14 protein-coding genes and 1 other annotated feature are annotated in these 18,143 nt (G+C 57.8%); of the genes, 5 read left to right on the top strand and 9 right to left on the bottom strand.

Annotation, left to right across the window (positions count from 1 at the left end):
• The coding region (locus tag U9R25_20160; GenBank protein ID MEA3338209.1) for a helix-turn-helix transcriptional regulator at nucleotides 1–2,608 on the bottom strand (2,608 nt) is incomplete at its 3' end.
• A 506-nt stretch (nucleotides 2,609–3,114) separates the two neighbouring features.
• Between U9R25_20160 and rplU the strand changes: the two genes are divergently transcribed.
• From rplU to U9R25_20135, 5 genes are all read left to right on the top strand, one after another.
• The gene (rplU, locus tag U9R25_20155; protein MEA3338208.1) at nucleotides 3,115–3,426 is read left to right on the top strand and encodes a 50S ribosomal protein L21; all 312 of its coding nucleotides are present in this window, start codon (nucleotides 3,115–3,117) and stop codon (nucleotides 3,424–3,426) included.
• A 19-nt stretch (nucleotides 3,427–3,445) separates the two neighbouring features.
• The gene (gene rpmA, locus U9R25_20150) at nucleotides 3,446–3,709 is read left to right on the top strand and encodes a 50S ribosomal protein L27 (GenBank protein MEA3338207.1); all 264 of its coding nucleotides are present in this window, start codon (nucleotides 3,446–3,448) and stop codon (nucleotides 3,707–3,709) included.
• A gap of 3 nt (nucleotides 3,710–3,712) precedes the next feature.
• Complete coding sequence (gene rpmE, locus U9R25_20145; GenBank protein ID MEA3338206.1) at nucleotides 3,713–4,144, top strand: 50S ribosomal protein L31; 432 nt, start codon at nucleotides 3,713–3,715, stop codon at nucleotides 4,142–4,144.
• Nucleotides 4,145–4,345: 201 nt separating this feature from the next.
• The gene (locus tag U9R25_20140) at nucleotides 4,346–4,927 is read left to right on the top strand and encodes a thymidine kinase (GenBank protein MEA3338205.1); all 582 of its coding nucleotides are present in this window, start codon (nucleotides 4,346–4,348) and stop codon (nucleotides 4,925–4,927) included.
• 126 nt (nucleotides 4,928–5,053) lie between these two features.
• On the top strand, nucleotides 5,054–7,690 hold the full coding sequence (locus U9R25_20135; protein ID MEA3338204.1) for an META domain-containing protein: 2,637 nt from the start codon (nucleotides 5,054–5,056) through the stop codon (nucleotides 7,688–7,690).
• Between the two features lie 168 nt (nucleotides 7,691–7,858).
• Here the strand turns inward: U9R25_20135 and U9R25_20130 are convergent, their stop codons facing one another.
• The 8 genes from U9R25_20130 to ppk1 all read right to left on the bottom strand — a co-directional run.
• Nucleotides 7,859–8,812, bottom strand: coding sequence for an RluA family pseudouridine synthase (locus tag U9R25_20130; GenBank protein ID MEA3338203.1), 954 nt, complete (start codon nucleotides 8,810–8,812; stop codon nucleotides 7,859–7,861).
• 78 nt (nucleotides 8,813–8,890) lie between these two features.
• The gene (lspA, locus tag U9R25_20125) at nucleotides 8,891–9,415 is read right to left on the bottom strand and encodes a signal peptidase II (protein ID MEA3338202.1); all 525 of its coding nucleotides are present in this window, start codon (nucleotides 9,413–9,415) and stop codon (nucleotides 8,891–8,893) included.
• A gap of 2 nt (nucleotides 9,416–9,417) precedes the next feature.
• A complete protein-coding gene (locus U9R25_20120) occupies nucleotides 9,418–9,786 on the bottom strand; it encodes a TraR/DksA family transcriptional regulator (protein ID MEA3338201.1) in 369 nt (122 codons plus the stop codon).
• A gap of 253 nt (nucleotides 9,787–10,039) precedes the next feature.
• Nucleotides 10,040–13,459 (bottom strand): class I tRNA ligase family protein, encoded by a 3,420-nt coding sequence (locus U9R25_20115; GenBank protein ID MEA3338200.1) that lies wholly within the window; start codon nucleotides 13,457–13,459, stop codon nucleotides 10,040–10,042.
• Nucleotides 13,460–13,507: 48 nt separating this feature from the next.
• Nucleotides 13,508–13,773: a binding site (T-box leader), on the bottom strand.
• 83 nt (nucleotides 13,774–13,856) lie between these two features.
• Complete coding sequence (locus tag U9R25_20110) at nucleotides 13,857–14,465, bottom strand: HAD-IA family hydrolase (protein ID MEA3338199.1); 609 nt, start codon at nucleotides 14,463–14,465, stop codon at nucleotides 13,857–13,859.
• Nucleotides 14,466–14,543: 78 nt separating this feature from the next.
• Nucleotides 14,544–15,242 (bottom strand): hypothetical protein, encoded by a 699-nt coding sequence (locus U9R25_20105; protein ID MEA3338198.1) that lies wholly within the window; start codon nucleotides 15,240–15,242, stop codon nucleotides 14,544–14,546.
• Nucleotides 15,243–15,345: 103 nt separating this feature from the next.
• Nucleotides 15,346–16,065, bottom strand: a complete 720-nt coding sequence (locus tag U9R25_20100) for an alanyl-tRNA editing protein (GenBank protein ID MEA3338197.1) — start codon at nucleotides 16,063–16,065, stop codon at nucleotides 15,346–15,348.
• Nucleotides 16,066–16,073: 8 nt separating this feature from the next.
• A partial coding sequence (gene ppk1, locus U9R25_20095) for a polyphosphate kinase 1 (GenBank protein ID MEA3338196.1) occupies nucleotides 16,074–18,143 on the bottom strand: 2,070 nt, incomplete at its 5' end.

Raw genomic sequence — 18,143 nt, 5'->3', positions numbered from 1 at the left:
CACCGGCGATTTCCGTGGCTGAAAGACTCGTTTTCAGCAATCTCAGGACGTCCAGTTCTCGTTCGGTCAGTGACTCAACCAGAGGTTGTCTTTCAGCCAATGATAGTTGGGCCACGTTCTCCTCATGGGGGACCATTACCGTTTCGCCTTCCATCGCCTCCAGAAGCCTGCGAGCGTATTCCGGAGCCATGCCCGATGTGCTGGCTTTACGCAGCAACACCCCCATCGGAGCCCCTTCATCAATGAACGTACGCATGTACCCCTCCTGCTCACCGAGGGACAACGCCTGATTCAGGGATTCCAGAGCAGTCGCTTCGTCACCCTGGGCCTGTAGAGCAAGGGCCTTCAGGGCCAGAACCCCGATAAGATTACCCACCGCGCCCGCTGCCGCCGACAGTTCCTGCAAACGCTCCAAGACGCCGAGGGCTCCGTGCAAAGACGCCCCGCCTTGAGCAATAAGAAGTCGAGCAAAGACCAAGTACGCAACGGCTTGCTGAAAGCCAAACTCATCGTCAGCGCTCAGGCCCTGTTCATCCGCCCAGCGGGATGCTGCCGGCACATTTCCCCGGATCAAATGGAGCTGTGCGGTCGCCATAGCCACAGCATTCCGGTACATAGGCGACAACGTCGTCTCCGCCACCTGCCTGGCCTCCTGCATGATGCTGAGTGCGCCGTCCTCATCCCCATTCGCCTGAAGCGTCATCGCCAATTGCAGTTGGCTGCGCACGATGGCATCCGCCATCCCCCAACGCTTGCACAACCTGACCGCTTCTTCGGCGTGGGTCAGGGCAGATTCCAGGTCATTCCATTCATACAAAACATTCGAAATCCCGATATGCGTGTAGCCCGTAGGCGGCAAACGCCGCCCGCCTCGCTCAACATGCTCGGAGGCCAACTGTAACACCTGCTGGCAAGTGTCGAACGCCTTATGCAATTGCCCTTGTATTTGCTGCTGCACACTATGCTCCCAAAGAACGTCAACAGCCAGAAGGATATTGCCGGAGTTTCTGTTGATGGTGGCTGCGTCCAGAAAGGCCTGTTCCGCCAGAATGAGGTCCCCCTGTGCTCGCCACATAACAGCTAGAAGCAAGGTTGTCCAGCCACGCGCTATCGCATCACTTTCTGGTAGGCGCGCCAGCGCCTCGCGGGCATACTCGATAGGTTGGGGGAATTCCCCTCTGAGCCCAGCCACGTAACCGCGTATGGCAGCAATGTGGCCTGTCACATGGTCATATTCGCTCGCGAGCTCAGCGTTGTTCCCGCCTGGAGCAGCGCCCAGAACTTCTTCAGCATCACACAGATGCTGCTCAACCTCGTCCAGATGACCGGCGAAGACCAACACCCAGGCGCGCGAAACGTGGAACCAGGGCTGGTCCTGTCCCGCGTCAACGGGCAGGGCATCAAGCCACTGCACCAGGATCGTCAGCTCACCCAGATAGGCCATAGTAAGCACATTGTCGGCGATCAGCCGCACCTGCCTTTCGGTATCCTCCGCCGCAGACGCATGGCTCATCGCTTCCGCAAGCAATCCGTTTTTTTCATTCCACTCGCTTGCGCGGCGATGGAGGGCCTCAATCTGATCCGGCTGGTGCTGCTCCAGGCGGCTGTACAACAGATCACCGAACAGATGGTGATAGCGATACCAGCGCCTCTCGTCATCGAGCGGAACCAAAAACAAGTTGGCCTGTTCCAGTTCCGCCAAGACATGGGCGCTGTCGTTCCTGCCCGTGATGGCGTCACACAGGGGGGCGGTCATCCGTTCCAGAACAGAGGTCTTGATTAGAAAATCCCGGGTGCCGGCAGGACAGCGTTCGAGAACCTCTTCCACCAGATAATCCAATATGAAGCGATGGCTGCCAGAAAACGCATTGATGAAACCCGAGACATCCTCTCGACCCTGCATCGACAGCGCAGCCATCTGCAAACCGGCGATCCATCCCTCGGTTTGCGAATCCAAAATTGCGATATCTTCAACCGACAGGTCCAATCCCATCACATCGTTGAGAAATGCAGTCGCTTCCTCTTGGGTAAAGCGCATATCTTTGCTACGCAACTCATTCATCTGGCGACGAGCACGCATGCGCGCCAACGGCCAAGGCGGATCGGCGCGTCCGGAAAGAATTACGTGCATTCCTGACGGCGAAAACTCGACCAAAAAAGCAACATCGTCGTTAACCTGACGATTGTCAATAAGGTGATAATCATCCAGGACGAGCACAAAGGGTTGGGCATCCACCTCAGCGATTTCATTGATCAGCCCTGTCAGCATCGCCTCGGTCAGAGGGGCCTGACGTTGGGAAGCGCTGAGCGCCGACAGAACTGTTTCCCCCAGGTTGGGGCGCACTCTCTGCATGGCTGCTATGACATAGGTCCAGAAACGAATGGGGTCATTGTCACCACGGTCAAGCGACACCCAGGCCACTGATCGGTCCTGCTTTTCAGCCCATTGGCTTAGCAATGTCGTCTTGCCGAACCCGGCCGGAGCGGAGACCAGGGTGAGATTACCACCAAGGCCGACGTTCAAACGCTCGACCAACAGGGACCGAGAAACAAGATCGGGGCGAATTTGCGGAATGTAGAGTTTGGTTTGCAGCAGCGTCGTGGTCATACATAGATTATATGAGAAAAGAGGCGCGGGGGGAAACTTCTGCGTTCACTTCCGTCGTACAAGTTGCCGATGCCAGCAATCACAGTCTCTGGCTTGAAGATACGAATCACGCCGTCCAGTTGACCGGTCCTCAGGCAACGCCTCTTTTTCAACGCCGTGGCTAACACAGCCAGCAATCATTTTTCTTCCCGGCCGGGCCTGATCACCTGATCATTCTTGCGCAGCATGACGTCCAATTGCTGGCGCAGGATCTCATTCTCAAGGTCTTTTTCATCTGTCGTTCTGGCGTTATCCCTCCTTCAACCTAATTTGACACACGCCCGCTTATCAGTATAATTCTGATGTTAGCCGCCAGGCCTGCACCGCATGGCCTGGTTTTGTCTGCCCCGGCGCGGACGAAGAGTCAAACAGGTTTACGCTTCAGGTTCAAGCCAACACAGTCCTTGGCCGGTGTCGCACCCAAAGCACCGCGATTAGCGGACGCGGCACCTGGAAGGAGAGAAAACATGTATGCAGTAGTTAGAACGGGTGGCAAACAATACCGTGTCGCCCCAGGCGACTTCCTCGAGATCGAAAAGATTCCGGGAGAGGTTGGTGATCAGATTGAGCTGGATGACATCTTGCTCGTCCACGATGGCGAGAAAGCCGTTATCGGCCAGCCCGTGGTCGAAGGCGCCAAAGTCCTGGCGACGGTGAAATCCCAGCACAAAGGCCGCAAGGTCATCGTTTTCAAGTTCCGCCCCAAACAGCGTTATCGCCGCAAAAAGGGCCACCGGCAGCAGTTGACACGACTTTACATCGATGCAATCGATCTGTAGCTGACAGGAGAGAAAAGAAATGGCACACAAAAAAGGTGGTGGCAGCACACGAAACGGCCGCGACAGCAATTCCAAGCGGCTGGGTGTCAAGCGGTATGACGGCCAATACGTCACCGCTGGTTCGATCCTGGTACGGCAGCGTGGTACCAAATTTCTGCCAGGCAGTAATGCCGGACTGGGTCGGGATCACACGATTTTCGCCAAGAACGATGGTTACGTGAAGTTTGAGTACGTGCGCCGGGATAAACAACAGATTAGCGTCCATCCCGAGATTGCCGTCTAGAGATTGAGGAAAAACATGAAAGAAGGTATTCATCCCACGTATTATCCTGAGGCCACGGTGACTTGCGCCTGCGGCAACACCTGGGTCACTGGGTCGACCGAAAAGGTCATTCGAACCGACGTTTGCTCTGCATGCCACCCATTCTTTACCGGTGAGCAGCGCATTGTCGACACTGCCGGTCAGGTGGATCGCTTCATGCGCCGCCTGCAGGCTGCTGAAGCACGCTCCGCCCAGGTGCGCGTTCAGCAGGCCGCCGAAGATGCGGGCCGCAAGGCGGCCGCGCAGGCCAGGGCGCGCGGCGAAAGCTCCGACAAGGTTGAGCAAGCTGCAACCAAGGCCGCCGAAGAAGCCATTGCGGCCGTTGAAGAAGAGTTGCAGGCCGAAGAAGCCATTGCAGCCGTTGAAGAAATATTGCAGGCCGAAGAAGAAGCCTAACTAATGGTCAGTGGTCAATTGTTAATGACAGAGGGCAATTGCCAGTAATAGCTCCTACGGGACAGTTCAGCCAGCGAAACGCTTCAATGAGCACGTAAACGACCTTTGACACTCCATAGGGGCAGAAGTCACATTCTGCCCCTTATTCTTTTCCGCATCGATCGTTCCTGCTTACCTGCATACCAAGGAGCGTCCCCTACCATGCCATACCTGCAACACCAGGGCGGATGGATCGAGGTAATCTGTGGCAGCATGTTCTGCGGCAAGACCGAGGAACTGATTCGGCGCATCCGGCGCGCGGCCATTGCCCGACAGAACATCCAGGTGTTTAAACCGGCCATCGACCATCGCTATGGTCTTACCCGCGTGGCATCTCACAACGGGATTGCCTGGGATAGCGAGGCCGTTGCCAACTCGGCAGACATCTTCGACCATCTCCAGCCGGACACTACAGTGGTTGCCGTCGATGAGGTCCAGTTCTTTGACGACGGCATTATTCAAGTTTGTGATGATCTGGCCAACCGCGGCCTTCGCGTGATCGCTGCGGGTCTGGACCAGAACTTCCGGGGCGAGCCCTTCGGCCCCATACCGGCATTGATGGCAAAAGCCGAGCGGATTGAAAAACTCCACGCGATCTGTGTCAAGTGTGGGGCACCGGCATCGAGAACCCAGCGCTTGATCGGAGGAAAACCGGCTCGTTACGACGATCCAATCATCGTAATCGGCGCAGCCGAGGCCTATGAAGCTCGTTGCCGGCTCTGCCACGAAGTACCGAAGACCTGAGCGACCTGAGTATTCCCTTGAACATCATTACCTTTCGTACCGTGTAAACCATGGAAATCCTCTGGGATCGCGCCCAAGAATCTGGCGCGATCCAGCAATCTCACCATTACTCCAAGGAGGCGTAGCGTGAAACAATCAATCGTTCTGACACTGCTCGCTCTGGCCCTGTTAGGGCTGCTGGCGGCCTGTGTCAGTCCAGTGCCAACTGCGATCCCCGAAAGCCTGCCGGAACAGGCACCGGCTGCTGAGCCCGTCGAAGCACCGGCCGAAGCACCGGCGTTTGAACAGGTCGCTGAACCGCTGGCAGCGCCCCGCGTCGAGTCTGTAGCAGCTACCGGGCCGGTGACAAAAGAGGACATTGTCAACATCGAGTGGCAGTGGTCCGACCTCACTGCAAAAGAACTGTCCAGCCAGTCGGCAACGCCATATCCTGAAAACTACACGATTACCTTCTTTCCTGACAACACCGTCAGCATCAAGGCGGACTGCAACATGGTTCAGGGCACCTACATTGCGCGTGGTAACACGCTGCTGATCGAAATGGGTCCCTCGACTATGGCCTTTTGTGGCGAGGACTCGTTGGATCAGCAGTTCCTGGCCCTGTTATCCCAGGTCAATCAGGTCGGAATGCAGGATGACAGTCTCCAACTCATATTGGTGGACAGCGCCGGCGTGATGGGATTCTCCCAAATCGACCTCAGTGTGGGACTCGACCCGTCCGACATCCTCCTGGACACCCATGGTCTGCCTTACTCCTGGCAGGCCAACGTCGTGCCGGCAACCCCTTACGATCAAAGCCAGCCACCCGGACCAATGGGGCTGCCCGAACACATCCAGATCAATTTCGGCGTGACCGATCCTGCCGACAAACAGTTCGGCGATCCGATCATGTACATCATTCCTGTGGATAACTACATCAAACTGTGGGCCGATGCCGACAACATGAGCGTAGCCCAGGTCATGCGCCAGATCTACAAGAGCGTTATCGTCCTGACCTCACCTGCGCCCACCTTCGGCTTCCCTGTATTGCCCTTCGAAGAGGTCACAGGCGTCAACGATCTGGCAGTTCAGGTGGGACGGCCAACCGCCAGCGAGTCCAGCGCCAGCAAAAACGGCTACCGCTTCGTCGGTCGCTGGGCCCAAAGCCCCAATCCGGTTACCAACCAGGGCCTGCGCTATGCCTACCAGGGCTTCACCAACGATGGTGAATACCTGGTCAGCTTCTTTTATCCGGTGACCACCGCGGCCCTTCCGGATACCGCCGGGGAAATTCCGCAGGAGGAAATGGATCAGGTAAGCGGCGACATCGAAGGCTATCTGGAAAACAGCGCTGCAGCACTCAACGAACTGGCAGCATCCGACTGGGAGCCCGATCTGGAAACGCTGGACGCGCTTGTGGCCTCCCTCGAGATCGATGGCATGACTGAGAACGGCCTTACAGGCAACGAGTGGCAGGCCATCGGCACCAACAGTGAGCCTGGCGGAGAATACGAGGAAATCGCCAATCCCGAAGGGCTCACCGTCAGTTATTTCGACGATGGGCGCATTGCTTACCAGGCGGACTGCAATAAAGGCAGTGGCACGTACGAGGTCACGGGTGGAATCAGCGGCAGCCTGCGCACCCAGCTGGGACCGGCGACTCTGGCCGAATGTGGACCCGAGTCCAACGGCGCCATCCTGACAAACACGCTGGCGGCTGCCCAGGATTACCGTGTTCATCCCGGCGGCCACTCCATGGAACTGGTTCGACCGGCCGCTGGCGGTTCGCTCTTCTTCGAGAAGCTTGGACCGGTGGAGACACCACCTCTGCCCCCCGTCGAGATTCCCACACCGCCATCCACGATTCCGACCGCCGAGGTGACTGCAGCGGGTGGTGTCAACGTGCGCACCGGGCCGGGAACCGAGTACCAGGTCCTGGGCGTGGCACCTGCCGGCTCGACGGGCGAAGTCATTGGGCGCAGCGCCGACGGCGAGTGGTGGGCAGTGCTCATGCCATCGTCGCCAACCAGCATCGGCTGGGTATCCGCTTCCCATGTGGAAGTGAAAAACGGCGAAAACGTGCCCATTCTGGCGGCACCGCCTACCCCGGTACCAGCGGCAACTTCGACACCAGTGCCGCCCACGGCGACTCCAACCCCGGCGCCATTGCCGTCGGCGACCCCCTCTCCGGAGATATCCTTCTGGGCAGACAGTTATGAGATCGCGCAGGGGGACTGCACGACTCTTCGCTGGCGGGTGTCAAACGTGCAAGCGGTTTGGGTATATCCCCAGGGCGCCAACTACCAGGACCATCCGGTCACCGGCGAGGGAAGCCAGCAGGTATGCCCCAACACACCAACGACTTACGAAATGCGCGTGCAGTTGCAGAATGGATCTGTCGAGTTCCGGCACGTGACCGTCAACGTGACAGCAAGTAATCCACTCGCCAATACCAGCTGGGACCTCTCCTCGATGTTCGTCAATCAGGTATTGATCCCAGGTACGACCATCAATCTAAGTTTCGCCGAAAACAGTCTGAGCGGTAACTCCGGTTGCAACCAGTACAGCGGTTCGTACAGTGTCAGCGGCAATCGCATCTCGGTGGGCCCCCTGGTGAGCACCCAGATGGCCTGCGGACACGACACTATGGAACAGGAGCGAATCTATCTTGAGGCGCTCCAGTCGGCTAACACCTACGAGTTGAACGGTGGACAATTGATAATCCGCGCAGCCACAGGGCAGGAGATTCTTCGCTTCAACGCTCTGGTGGCCACGCCCTACTAGGTTCGGAGTATCGGAGTATCAGAGTATCGGAGGTTCAGAGTTTCAGACTACACGGGTACAAAACCCAGCGCTGACACTCTGGCCTCTGACTCTTTCAGTCCAGTATCGCTTGCACTGCAGGTCACGCTATCAGCGTGACGAGCCCTGGCTTTAGCTCTAAACTCACTTCTACCCAATCTCCGCCAACGACCCCAACACTCCCTCCAGGTCCGCAGGCAACGGGGACTCGAACGCCAGGCGTTCGCCGGTGGTGGGATGCACCAACTGCAACCGGGCCGCATGCAGAAACTGCCGCGGGCAGTGAATGCGCTGCTTACGCCGTCCATACACCCGATCCCCCACAACAGGGTGTTTGATGAAGGCCAGGTGGACGCGGATCTGGTGGGTCCGGCCCGTGTGAAGGCCAAGCTCGAGAAGACTCATCTCGACCCGGAACGGGCTGATCCGGGGTTGGAACAGGCCCAACACCTGAAATGTTGTCAATGCCGCCCGGCCACCCTGTTTTTCTGAGACCACTGCCATCCGTTTTCGGCGCACCGGATCGCGGCCAACCGGCGCCTCGACGCGCCCTTCGGGCACCGCCACAATCCCCTCTGCCAGCGCCAGGTAGGATTTCTGCACCGTCCGCGCCCTGAACTGCGACTGGAGCGCCTGGAGCGCCTCAGGGGTCCTGGCGACAACGATCAGGCCCGATGTATCCCGATCCAGTCTGTGAACGATTCCTGCCCGTTCTGGGCCTGCCTCACCACCGAGCCCCGGATAGCGTGCCAGCAAGCCGTTGACCAGGGTGCCACCCGAATGGCCTGGCGCCGGGTGCACCACCAAGCCGGCCGGCTTGTCCACCACCACCAGATCATCATCCTCGTAGACAATCGCCAGAGGAATCGCCTCAGGTTGAACGGCCTGAGACCTGACCGGTGGCCGCTGAAGACTGACCGCCTCACCCGCCGACAATTTGTAGCTCGCCTTCACTGACCGGCCGTTGACAGTGGCTTTGCCCGCTTTGATCCAGCGTTGAATCTCAGCCCGCGATACATCGGCTAACCGGTCCGCCAGAAACCGATCAATCCGCTCGCCGCCGATTTCGACATTCAGTTCAAGTTGCTGTTCGTCGCCAGCCATACAGGGAACCAGGAATATAAGAAAGCCAGGCCACCGCCTGACTTCCCGAATAGCGCTACTTTGCAATCAAAACGCGGGCTAAGCCCGCTGCTCGCCCGCTTCGCCTTCCACCACATCGGTCTCATCCGATTCCTCTGGCATTGTAAGCAAAACAAGCGCCAACAGAATCGTGCCACTGACAATAGCGATGTCGGCGATGTTGAAAGCAGGCCAGAAGTGGAAGTAGATGAAGTCGGTCACGTGCCCCAAACGGATGCGATCAAAGAGGTTGTTGCCGATGGCACCGCCGAGCTGGAGTCCCAGACTGAACTGAATCAGGATATTGTTCATTGGGAGCTGCCGGATGTAGACGACAATCGCAACCACGACGACCACGGGGATGATCGCCAAAAGAATGCTCTGGCCACGGAAAAGGCCAAATGCGGCACCCGTATTGGTGAAATGGCTGATGGTGAAAAAATTCGCCAGCTCCGGAAATGGCGCCAGGGACTCACCGATTGCAAGGTTGCCCTCAATCCAGCGTTTCGTGAGCTGGTCCAGGACCACCACAATCGTGGCTGTGCCCAGAATAACCAGCCAACCTGACAGGTTTCCTTTTCGCATTCCTAACGTTTGTTGCCGTTTCCCCTGGGCAGTTCTTCCACATGATGCTGGCAGCGAATACAGAGGGTGCAGTAGGGTATCGCCTTCAAGCGCGCGAAGTCGATCTCTTCACCACAACGCTCGCAGACGCCATAAGTACCTTTGTCCATTCGATCCAACGCAGCTTCTACTTGTGACAGCAGTGTATTTTCGTTGCGATAGAGAGCCAGGCTAGCCGCCTGATCAAAGGCCTCGGTGCCATCATCTGCCATGTGGTTGCCCAGGCCAGGTTTTTTGTTGCGAGCCACTATCTCGTAGTGGCCAATGGAATCCATCAGCTCTCGGCGTTCAACCTCAAGCTTTCCTCGTAACCGTTTGTCGTCTTTGGTCATACGGCCTACCTCACGTCATTGGAGTCGAATGATAGCCGTGGCAACCCTGTGATACTGATGAGCGCCACCAAAGTTGCATTTGAAAGATAATTTCTGCAAGCTGCCAATGACATGTCGAAAACGGTTCACACCTGACATTGTAGCGCGAAAACCAAAATCGGCAAGCCAACCGGACGCCGTTTCACGGTGGCACGCCAGGTCATTCCGGAATCGAAGGATGGCCGTTGGGTAATCGTAGGCAGCAGAATCCCTCCTACTGCTCGCCGGCCAGGAACACACCCAGAGTAACCTCTGTATCGTTCACGGCCACAGTTACCACATGCGCCCCGGCTGGAGGCGCCGCCGTTGCCAGGGTCAAGCTCAAGGTTTCCTGTTTGATGTAATCCTCGTATCCTGTGATGGCCCCGGCCAGGCCCTCATCGTCGGTCTGGTAAGTAGTGTGAACGCGGTCGCTCAGTTCAAAATCGGCATCCTTGCGCATCTGCTGGATGCGGCGCACCACTTCCCGGGCCAACCCTTCCGCCTTCAGATCATCGGTGAGGGTCGTATCAAGCGCCACGACTACGCCCCGTTGCACATCGTTGTTCACCTCAAAGCCAGGTTTCGGCTGCGCCTGAACCAACACCTCATCCGCGCTGAGATCAACCGGGCCGCCGTCCAGCGTGATGCGAACAGGTTCACCGTTTGCCACCGCAGCAGCAACTGCGTAGGGATCCAACGCCTCCAGCGCCTGGCGCACAGCCGGGAACTGCCGACCGAAGCGTGGACCCAGCACCTTGTTTAGCGGCAGAATTCGATAGGTGACCAGCTCCGCCTCCCCTTCAGCCAGATCGACTGCCTTGACGTTCAGCTCCTCGGCAATCACTTGGGAGAAGCGACTCAGGCTGCCTGCCTTACCGGCAGCCACCACCTTGATGCCCGCCAGCGGCTGACGCACCTTGATATTGGCGGCCACCCGACCAGCATGGCCCAGGCTGACCACAGCGCGGGCCATATCCATATCGGCCACCAACTGTTCGTCCACCGGAGTAACGCCCACTTCCGGCCAACTGCTATGGTGCACACTCTCGGGCGCATCGCCATGAGCTTCCCGCACCAGATTCTGGTACATTGTCTCGGTGAAAAAGGGAGTCATGGGCGCCAGCATCCGGGAGAAGGTCACCAGCACGTAATAAAGGGTGTCGAGAGCCGCATGGTCACCCTCCCAGAAACGCCGCCGGCTGCGCCGCACGTACCAATTGCTGAGATCGTCCAGGAAATGTTCACTGGCCCGGGTCGCGCCTTCGGCGTCGTAGTTGTTCAGACTGTCGGTTACGGCCATGATCGTCTGCTGAAGTCGATCCACGACCCAACGATCCATGAGTTGATCGGGCGAAGGTTCACCGTTGGCATCCGCAGCGCGCCACGTTGTCCAGTCACCCGGACTCCAGTCGGGAGTCAGATTGGCATAGCTGACGAAAAAGCTGTAGACGTTCCAGAGTGGAATGTGAAAACGGCGACGGGTCTCATCGGCGCGGCCATAGCCGAAAAGCAGGTTGGACTCGGGCTTGTGGTCGAGGAACATCCAGCGCATGACATCCACGCCCATCTTTTCGGCGCCCTCGTGGAAGTCGATGGCATTGCCCCAACTCTTGTGCATGGCGCGACCATCTTCAGCCAGCAGCGTCGCATAGCTGAAGATATTGAGGAAGGGCGGAGTCCGCTCCAGCACCGTGCTCATGGCAAGCAAGCTGTAGAACCAGTTGCGAAACTGGCCCGGGAAACTCTCCGATATCCAATCGGCGGGAAACCACCTCTGCCAGTATTCGGGATTGTCCCGGTAGCCCAGGGTGCTGTAGGGCACGATTCCGGCGTCGAGCCAGGGGTTGCCCACATCGGCGATTCGACGCGCTACCCCGCCGCATTCAGGACAGGCGATGGTAACCGCGTCGACATAGGGCCGGTGGGGTGTGTGCCCCTCGAACTGATCCCATCCTGCAGTCGCGAGTTCTTCCAGCTCATGCTCGGAGCCGACTACGTGGAAATGACCGCAGGACTCATCCTCGCATACCCAGATGGGTAGCGCCAGGCCCCAGTAACGCTTCTTACTGATCATCCAGTCATGCATGTTGCGCAACCAGTCCAACTCGCGCTCATAGCCAAATGAGGGAATCCAGCGGATCTGATCGACCACTTCCATGATCTGATAGCGCAGGCTGCGATCGACCTCCTCCGGTGTCACCTCCGGGCGGGGCTTATCGTACAGTTCGCCCATGTCGATAAACCATTCATCCACCAGTCGGAAGATCAACTCGGTCTTGCAGCGCCAGCATACCGGATAGCGGTGCTCATAATCCTCCAGCCGGTAGAGCAGTCCCTTCTCCTCCAGGTCCTCGAAGATTGGCGAGGCCACATCCTGGACCTGTAAACCGGTGAGCCAGTCAAAACCATCGATATAGATTCCATCTTCGGTCAGAGGGGCCACTACAGGCAGCTCCAACTCCTTGCTGAGGGCAAAATCCTCGGCGCCGCAACCGGGCGCGATATGCACGATTCCAGTACCCTCTTGCTCGCCCACATCCTTCCACCCGATAACCCGATGGCTGTAGTCCTTGGCAATGAAGGCACCTTCCACCGCAGGCAACTCGTCAAATGGGCCACTGTAGAGCCAGCCCAGCATCTGGTTGCCCTTGAGCTCTGCCAGGACTGACAGCTTGCCTTGCATGGCTCGCTTCAACGCTCCCTTGGCCAGGTAATAGACCCAATCTCCCTGCTGAACCTTGACGTAATCCAGGTTGGGGCCGACCGCAGCCGCCACGTTGCTGGTCAGAGTCCAGGGGGTCGTCGTCCAGACCAACAGCGCCTCGGAGAGACCGGTCTCGGAATCAACTCGCCGATTGCCCTCGCCGTCCAGCAGCGGGAAACGAAGGGTGATCGATCTGTGGGTGAGAACCTCGTAACCGTCGGTAACGATCTCGTGCTGGCTGATGCCAGTGCCGCAGCGAGCACACCATGGCATGACATCGGTGCCCTCATAGAGCCAGCCCTTTTCCCAGCACTTCTTGATGAAGCCCCAGATCTGGTAGTTGTTCTCATCAGAAAAGGTGAAATAGGACCCACCCAGTTGAGGCAATCCCAGCTGGCCCACCAACTGCTCGGCCGTGCCGGTCACTGGACCCTGGGGTCCGTCGAGCGCCAGGACCTGGTTAGGATCCTGCTCCAACTTGTCCTGCAGCAAACGCAGCTGGTCCGGATCATTCCAGTCGACCCAATAGCCAAGGCGGATCGACTGCTCGGTCTGCATGGCGGCAAAGCCCAGCACCCGCTGCTTGCAGATGTTGACAAAATCGGCCAGGCCGTACTGCTCGATATCGCGCTTGGAGGTGAATCCCAATTCGCGCTCCACCAAAACCTCAACCCATAGGCCCTGGCAGTCGAAGCCATTCTGAAAGCGCTGGTCGAAACCCTGCATGGCCTTGAAGCGCTGGTAGAGGTCCTTGTAGGTACGGCCCCAGGCATGGTGCACTCCCATGGGCCCGTTGGCAGTGATAGGCCCGTCGATGAAGGACCAGTGGGGATTGCCCTGATTCATCTGCCAGAGCTTGGTAAACGCATCGGTTTCCTGCCAGAACGTGAGCACATCGTGCTCTTGCTGGACGAACTTTGGCCTGGTTACTACAGGTTGGAAGGTCATGAGTGCCTCGATAGAATCGGTAAAGAAAAGAAAATGCCCTCGTCCATGATCGAGGACGAGAGCCGAAGTTCCCGCGGTACCACCCCGGTTGGCAGCGGAACCTGTTTCCAGGAGACTGCCCACTCGGTGGGATGCCATCACATCCCCGTGACGGATAACGGGCCACGAACCCGGTGCTGTCTAGTAAGTTTATCGAACCGTTCAGAGCACGGCTCCGGAGGGATTTTCGGCGGGATTGGCTGGCCCGGCTTACACCATCCCGGGCTCGCTGTCCAGGCAACGACCTGCCTACTCGTCTCCATCATAGCCTTTGGCTTTCAATTGTAAACACAAATCTATCATAGATTGCGCCAGTTGTCAACCCTTTTTGCAACATCCTCGGAATTGGGTCTGGCATTTACTGCAACCTCAGCCCAAGGTCCTCAAGCTCGCGCCGCAGTATGTCGGGCGAGCGAAACAGCAGCGCATGAATGCCTCGTCCGGATGCAGTGGCGGCAAACCTCTCCACATCGTCGATGAAGACCGTCTCGCCAGCCTGGGTTCCAAGTTTTTCCAGCGCAATATCGAAGATGCGGGGATCATCTTTTGTAATGCCCACCTCATCGGACAATAGGACCGGATCGAAGCCTCTGTAGAGTCCCATCTCGCGTAGAATCCTTGAGTGTTGCGGCATCGAGTTGGAAATGATCCCGATCTGGTATCTGGGTGAAAGCGCCTGAGCGATCTCCACCACCTCCTGGCTGACCTCAACGCTGTCAATGAAATCGTCGACCCACAGCGATTGCAGAACGCTCTCTGGGACCGTAATCTCGAGCTGTCGGGCAAGGCCACGCCAGCAATCAGCTACGCTTTCCTCCCCGCGGCAGGCAGGCAAGGCAGCCGAATTGAACAACTGCCAGAAAACATCCCTGTCCTGAACCTGAAATACCTGGCAGGCTTGCTCCCACAAGCCATTTATGCCGACAAGCACACCGCCGACGTCGAACAGTACTGCCTTTATAGCCATGTTTGCCAACCCATTGCTCCCTTGCCATCCTTCTGAAATCATTCGAAATCGTAGTCCAAGCTCTCGGCCCTGCTCTCGCTATTGAATGGGAAACGTCACCACGTTGGCCAGGCCAACGACGAAGATGATGATGGCAAAGATTAACATCGCCAGATCGATGATCTGCGACTGGAACTTCCCTGCGACGCCACCGAAGAAGAGCACCGAGGCAAACAGCACCGTCAGCAGCACATAGCGGTCGGAGACCTCGTCGGCCACATTGGCTTGTTCAAGCTTGACCGCCGCCTCAGCGTTCCATTGCGCCGCCAGTGCGTTCTCCTCCAACTGGTATTCGGGCATGACGAAGGGGGACGAGGGAGCGTCCGGGTTCTCGAGCGGCTCCGTCGCTATCCAGGCATCGGTGGCCGTCTTCAGCGCTGGCGGAAATCGTTGGAAGAGAAAGTCCTCCAGCTCGCTGTTGTCCTGGCTGATGGCTGATGCCCATTCCACGAAAAGGGTGGCCTGGAAACTACGGATTTGCACAGCTGCGCCTGCATATTGGGCCGACTTGATGATTGCCGCGCCCGATGCGGCGCGCGCAGCTGCCTCGTCGCCGCCCCACAATGTCGATTGATAAGCTGACCAGGCTGTGGCTATCGTCGCCAGGGCCAGGACCGCGGCCGACAAGAACTCGATCCAGCGGTCGAAGCGGCTAACCTGGCTCTCGGTGGATAAAATGCGTTCGGTGAAGGTATGCCGCGGCGTCTCTTGAGGCTCATGGTCTCCGGATGGTGTCATCTCATGCTTCCTGTCGTTTTACTTCATTTTTCCAGTATCTGGAAGGAAACAGGCTTTGTGGTAGTGTATGGAAAGTGGTGGAAAAGTCGGCGGAGCGGACGTCTTATTCAATCGTTATGTAAATACGCTTATTGATAGCGCCCTTGGACTTGTAGTCCGAAATGCGGATACGGCCGACCTCGTTGGTGTTGGCCACATGAGTACCGCCGTCGGCCTGAAGGTCTAACCCCACCAATTCCACAATACGGACCTCCTGGATCGCCGGTGGCAATAAATTGATCTTGGTGCGAATCAGGTCGGGAATCGAAAAAGCCTGTTCTCGAGGCAGGATCGCCACGCGCACATCACGGGCCGCGGTAACCTCGGCGTTGCAGCTGGCTTCGATCTCTTCCACCAGTTCCTTGCGCAAGGTCTCGAACTCGAAGTCCATGCGCCCCTTGCCTGGTTCCATGTTGCCGCCAGTGACCTGGGCCCCGTGATCGCGCCACACAACGCCACAAAGGATATGCAGAGCCGTGTGCGTGCGCATCAATAAATAGCGCCGCTGCCAATCCAGCTGGCCCCTGATAGCGGTCCCCACCGCGGGCAAATCGGCCTCCCCGGCCAAGCAATGGCGGATTTCCCCACCGGCTCGTTTGACTCTGGAAACCGGCATCACCACACCCGCCGCCGCCAGCGTGCCGGTGTCATTGGGCTGGCCACCCCCGCCGGGATAGAAAGCGGTGCGATCGAGAACCACAACATGTGCAGCCTCGTTCGCAGCCACCACTGTAGCATCGAACTCCCGCAGATAACTGTCTGTTTGGAAAAGAAGGTCTGTCACAGCAGGTCCTATCCTACCTTATCGCGGTTTTCCAGTAGCCACTTCTGGCTATCAAAAGGAGTATCGCCGTTGGGCGTCAGCCATCGGTACTGTCCCCTGGCCTGCAAAACCCTTGCCTTGACGTTGTCCGCCTGGTAAACCGACAGGATGTCCTCCCGGATGTGCTTGCGCATATCAGGATCCATGATGGGGAAGAGGGTTTCCACCCGGCGATCCAGGTTGCGCTCCATCAGGTCAGCGCTGCCCAGGTAAATGGTCTCGTCGCCGCCGTTGCGGAAATAATAGATGCGCGTGTGCTCCAGAAAGCGGCCTACAATGCTGGTCACCCGGATATTCTCGCTGATCCCAGGCACGCCCGGTCGCAGGCAGCAGATTCCGCGCACGATCATGTCAATTTCGACACCCGCCTGGCTCGCCTCATAGAGAAGACTGATGATGTAAGGATCGGTCAGCGCGTTCATCTTGAAGATGATGTGCCCATCCTGGCCGTGCTTCTGATGTTCGATCTCCCGGCGAATCAGGTCAGCCATGCCATCGCGCAATGAAACCGGCGCCACCAGCAGCTCCCGAAAGCGTCGTTGTTTGGAGTATCCCGTCAGGAAGTTGAATAATTCCGAGGCGTCGGCGCCGATATCGGGGTTGCAGGTGAACATTCCCAGGTCGGTATAGACCCGCGCCGTCGATGCGTTATAGTTGCCAGTGCCCATATGAACGTAACGGCGAATGCCACCAGGTTCCCGCCGCACGACCAGAGCGATCTTGCAGTGGGTCTTAAGCCCCAGCAACCCGTAGACCACGTGAACACCAGCACGCTCCAGGGCCTTGGCCCAGACTATGTTGTTTTCCTCGTCGAAGCGGGCCTTGAGTTCGACCAGCACCGTCACCTGTTTGCCGTTCTCCCGGGCCTGCATCAAAGCTTTAACGACAGGCGAATTGCTGCCCACCCGGTAGAGCGTCTGCTTGATAGCCAATACATTGGGGTCATCAGCCGCGGCCGTGATAAAATCCACCACATGGGAGAAGGAATCGTAGGGATGATGCAGCAAAATATCGCCGCGCCGAATGATCGAAAAGATGCTGTCCCCTCCGGAGAATACCGCTGGTTCGTGCGGCACAAAGGGTCGGTCCTTGAGATCATAGCGGTCGATTTCCATCAGCCGCATCAGGCTAACCATTCCCAATGGCTCGGACGACTCGTACACGTCGTGGGCGTCGACCGCAAGATTCTGCATGAGTAGATCCCTCATATCCCGCGGCATCGACTGATCGATCTCCAGGCGGACCACCGGGCCAAAGCGCCGCTGCCGGATGCTGCGTTCTATGGTGCGCAACAAATCATCTGCCTCATCCTCCTGGATTTCCATGTCGGCGTTGCGGGTCACTCTGAAGGCATAGGCTTCGACCACATCTACCCCGGGGTAGAGATAGGAAAGGTTGGCTGCGACAACCTCTTCAAGCCAGACAAAGTCCTGGCGGGCATGGTGTTCCGAAGTCTGCGACCCCGGTCCCTTGCCATTGCTGGAGGAATGATCGGCATCATCCGCCACCAGAATCTCTGGATCCTGGTCCAGGTTTCGAGGAAGTTCAATAAGGCGGGGCAGCATAGCAGGCACCTTGACACGGCCAAAATGCATGATCCCGTGATCGGGATCCCGCAGCGCAACCGTCAGGTTCAAGCTCAAATTGGAGATATGAGGGAAGGGATGTCCCGGGTCAAAGACCAGGGGAGTCAACACCGGAAAGACCTCGCGCAGGAAATAATCGGTGAGCCAGCGCTGCTCAGCCTCCGACAGGTCTTCGTAGCTGCGAATGTAGATTCCCTCCTGCTCGAGTTTCGGTTTCAAGTCGCTTCGCCAACAGGTAGTAGCCTGATCGAGCATCGGTAACAGCCGCTCCCGAATGGCAGCCAGCTGCTCCGACGGCGTCTTGCCATCGGGCGGTAGCTCCACCGTGCCAGCTGACACCTGATGCTTCAGGCCGGAGACGCGAATCATGAAGAACTCATCCAGATTCGAACTGAAGATGGCCAGGAATTTGACCCGCTCCAAGAGGGGATGCAGTTCGGGACAAAGGCCTTC

The organism is Chloroflexota bacterium (genome assembly GCA_034717495.1).
Lineage (GTDB): Bacteria > Chloroflexota > Anaerolineae > JAAEKA01 > JAAEKA01 > JAYELL01.
The sequence above is the reverse complement of the archived record's forward strand: the minus strand, read 5'-3'. Positions and strand labels throughout refer to the sequence as shown.

Coding starts and splice junctions, on each gene's coding strand:
- rpmA (MEA3338207.1), top strand. CDS start 3,446: ATGGCACACAAAAAAGGTGGTGGCAGCACACGAAACGGCCGCGACAGC.
- U9R25_20115 (MEA3338200.1), bottom strand. CDS start 13,459: ATGACCTTCCAACCTGTAGTAACCAGGCCAAAGTTCGTCCAGCAAGAG.
- lspA (MEA3338202.1), bottom strand. CDS start 9,415: ATGCGAAAAGGAAACCTGTCAGGTTGGCTGGTTATTCTGGGCACAGCC.
- U9R25_20140 (MEA3338205.1), top strand. CDS start 4,346: ATGCCATACCTGCAACACCAGGGCGGATGGATCGAGGTAATCTGTGGC.
- rplU (MEA3338208.1), top strand. CDS start 3,115: ATGTATGCAGTAGTTAGAACGGGTGGCAAACAATACCGTGTCGCCCCA.
- U9R25_20105 (MEA3338198.1), bottom strand. CDS start 15,242: ATGACACCATCCGGAGACCATGAGCCTCAAGAGACGCCGCGGCATACC.
- U9R25_20130 (MEA3338203.1), bottom strand. CDS start 8,812: ATGGCTGGCGACGAACAGCAACTTGAACTGAATGTCGAAATCGGCGGC.
- U9R25_20120 (MEA3338201.1), bottom strand. CDS start 9,786: ATGACCAAAGACGACAAACGGTTACGAGGAAAGCTTGAGGTTGAACGC.
- U9R25_20110 (MEA3338199.1), bottom strand. CDS start 14,465: ATGGCTATAAAGGCAGTACTGTTCGACGTCGGCGGTGTGCTTGTCGGC.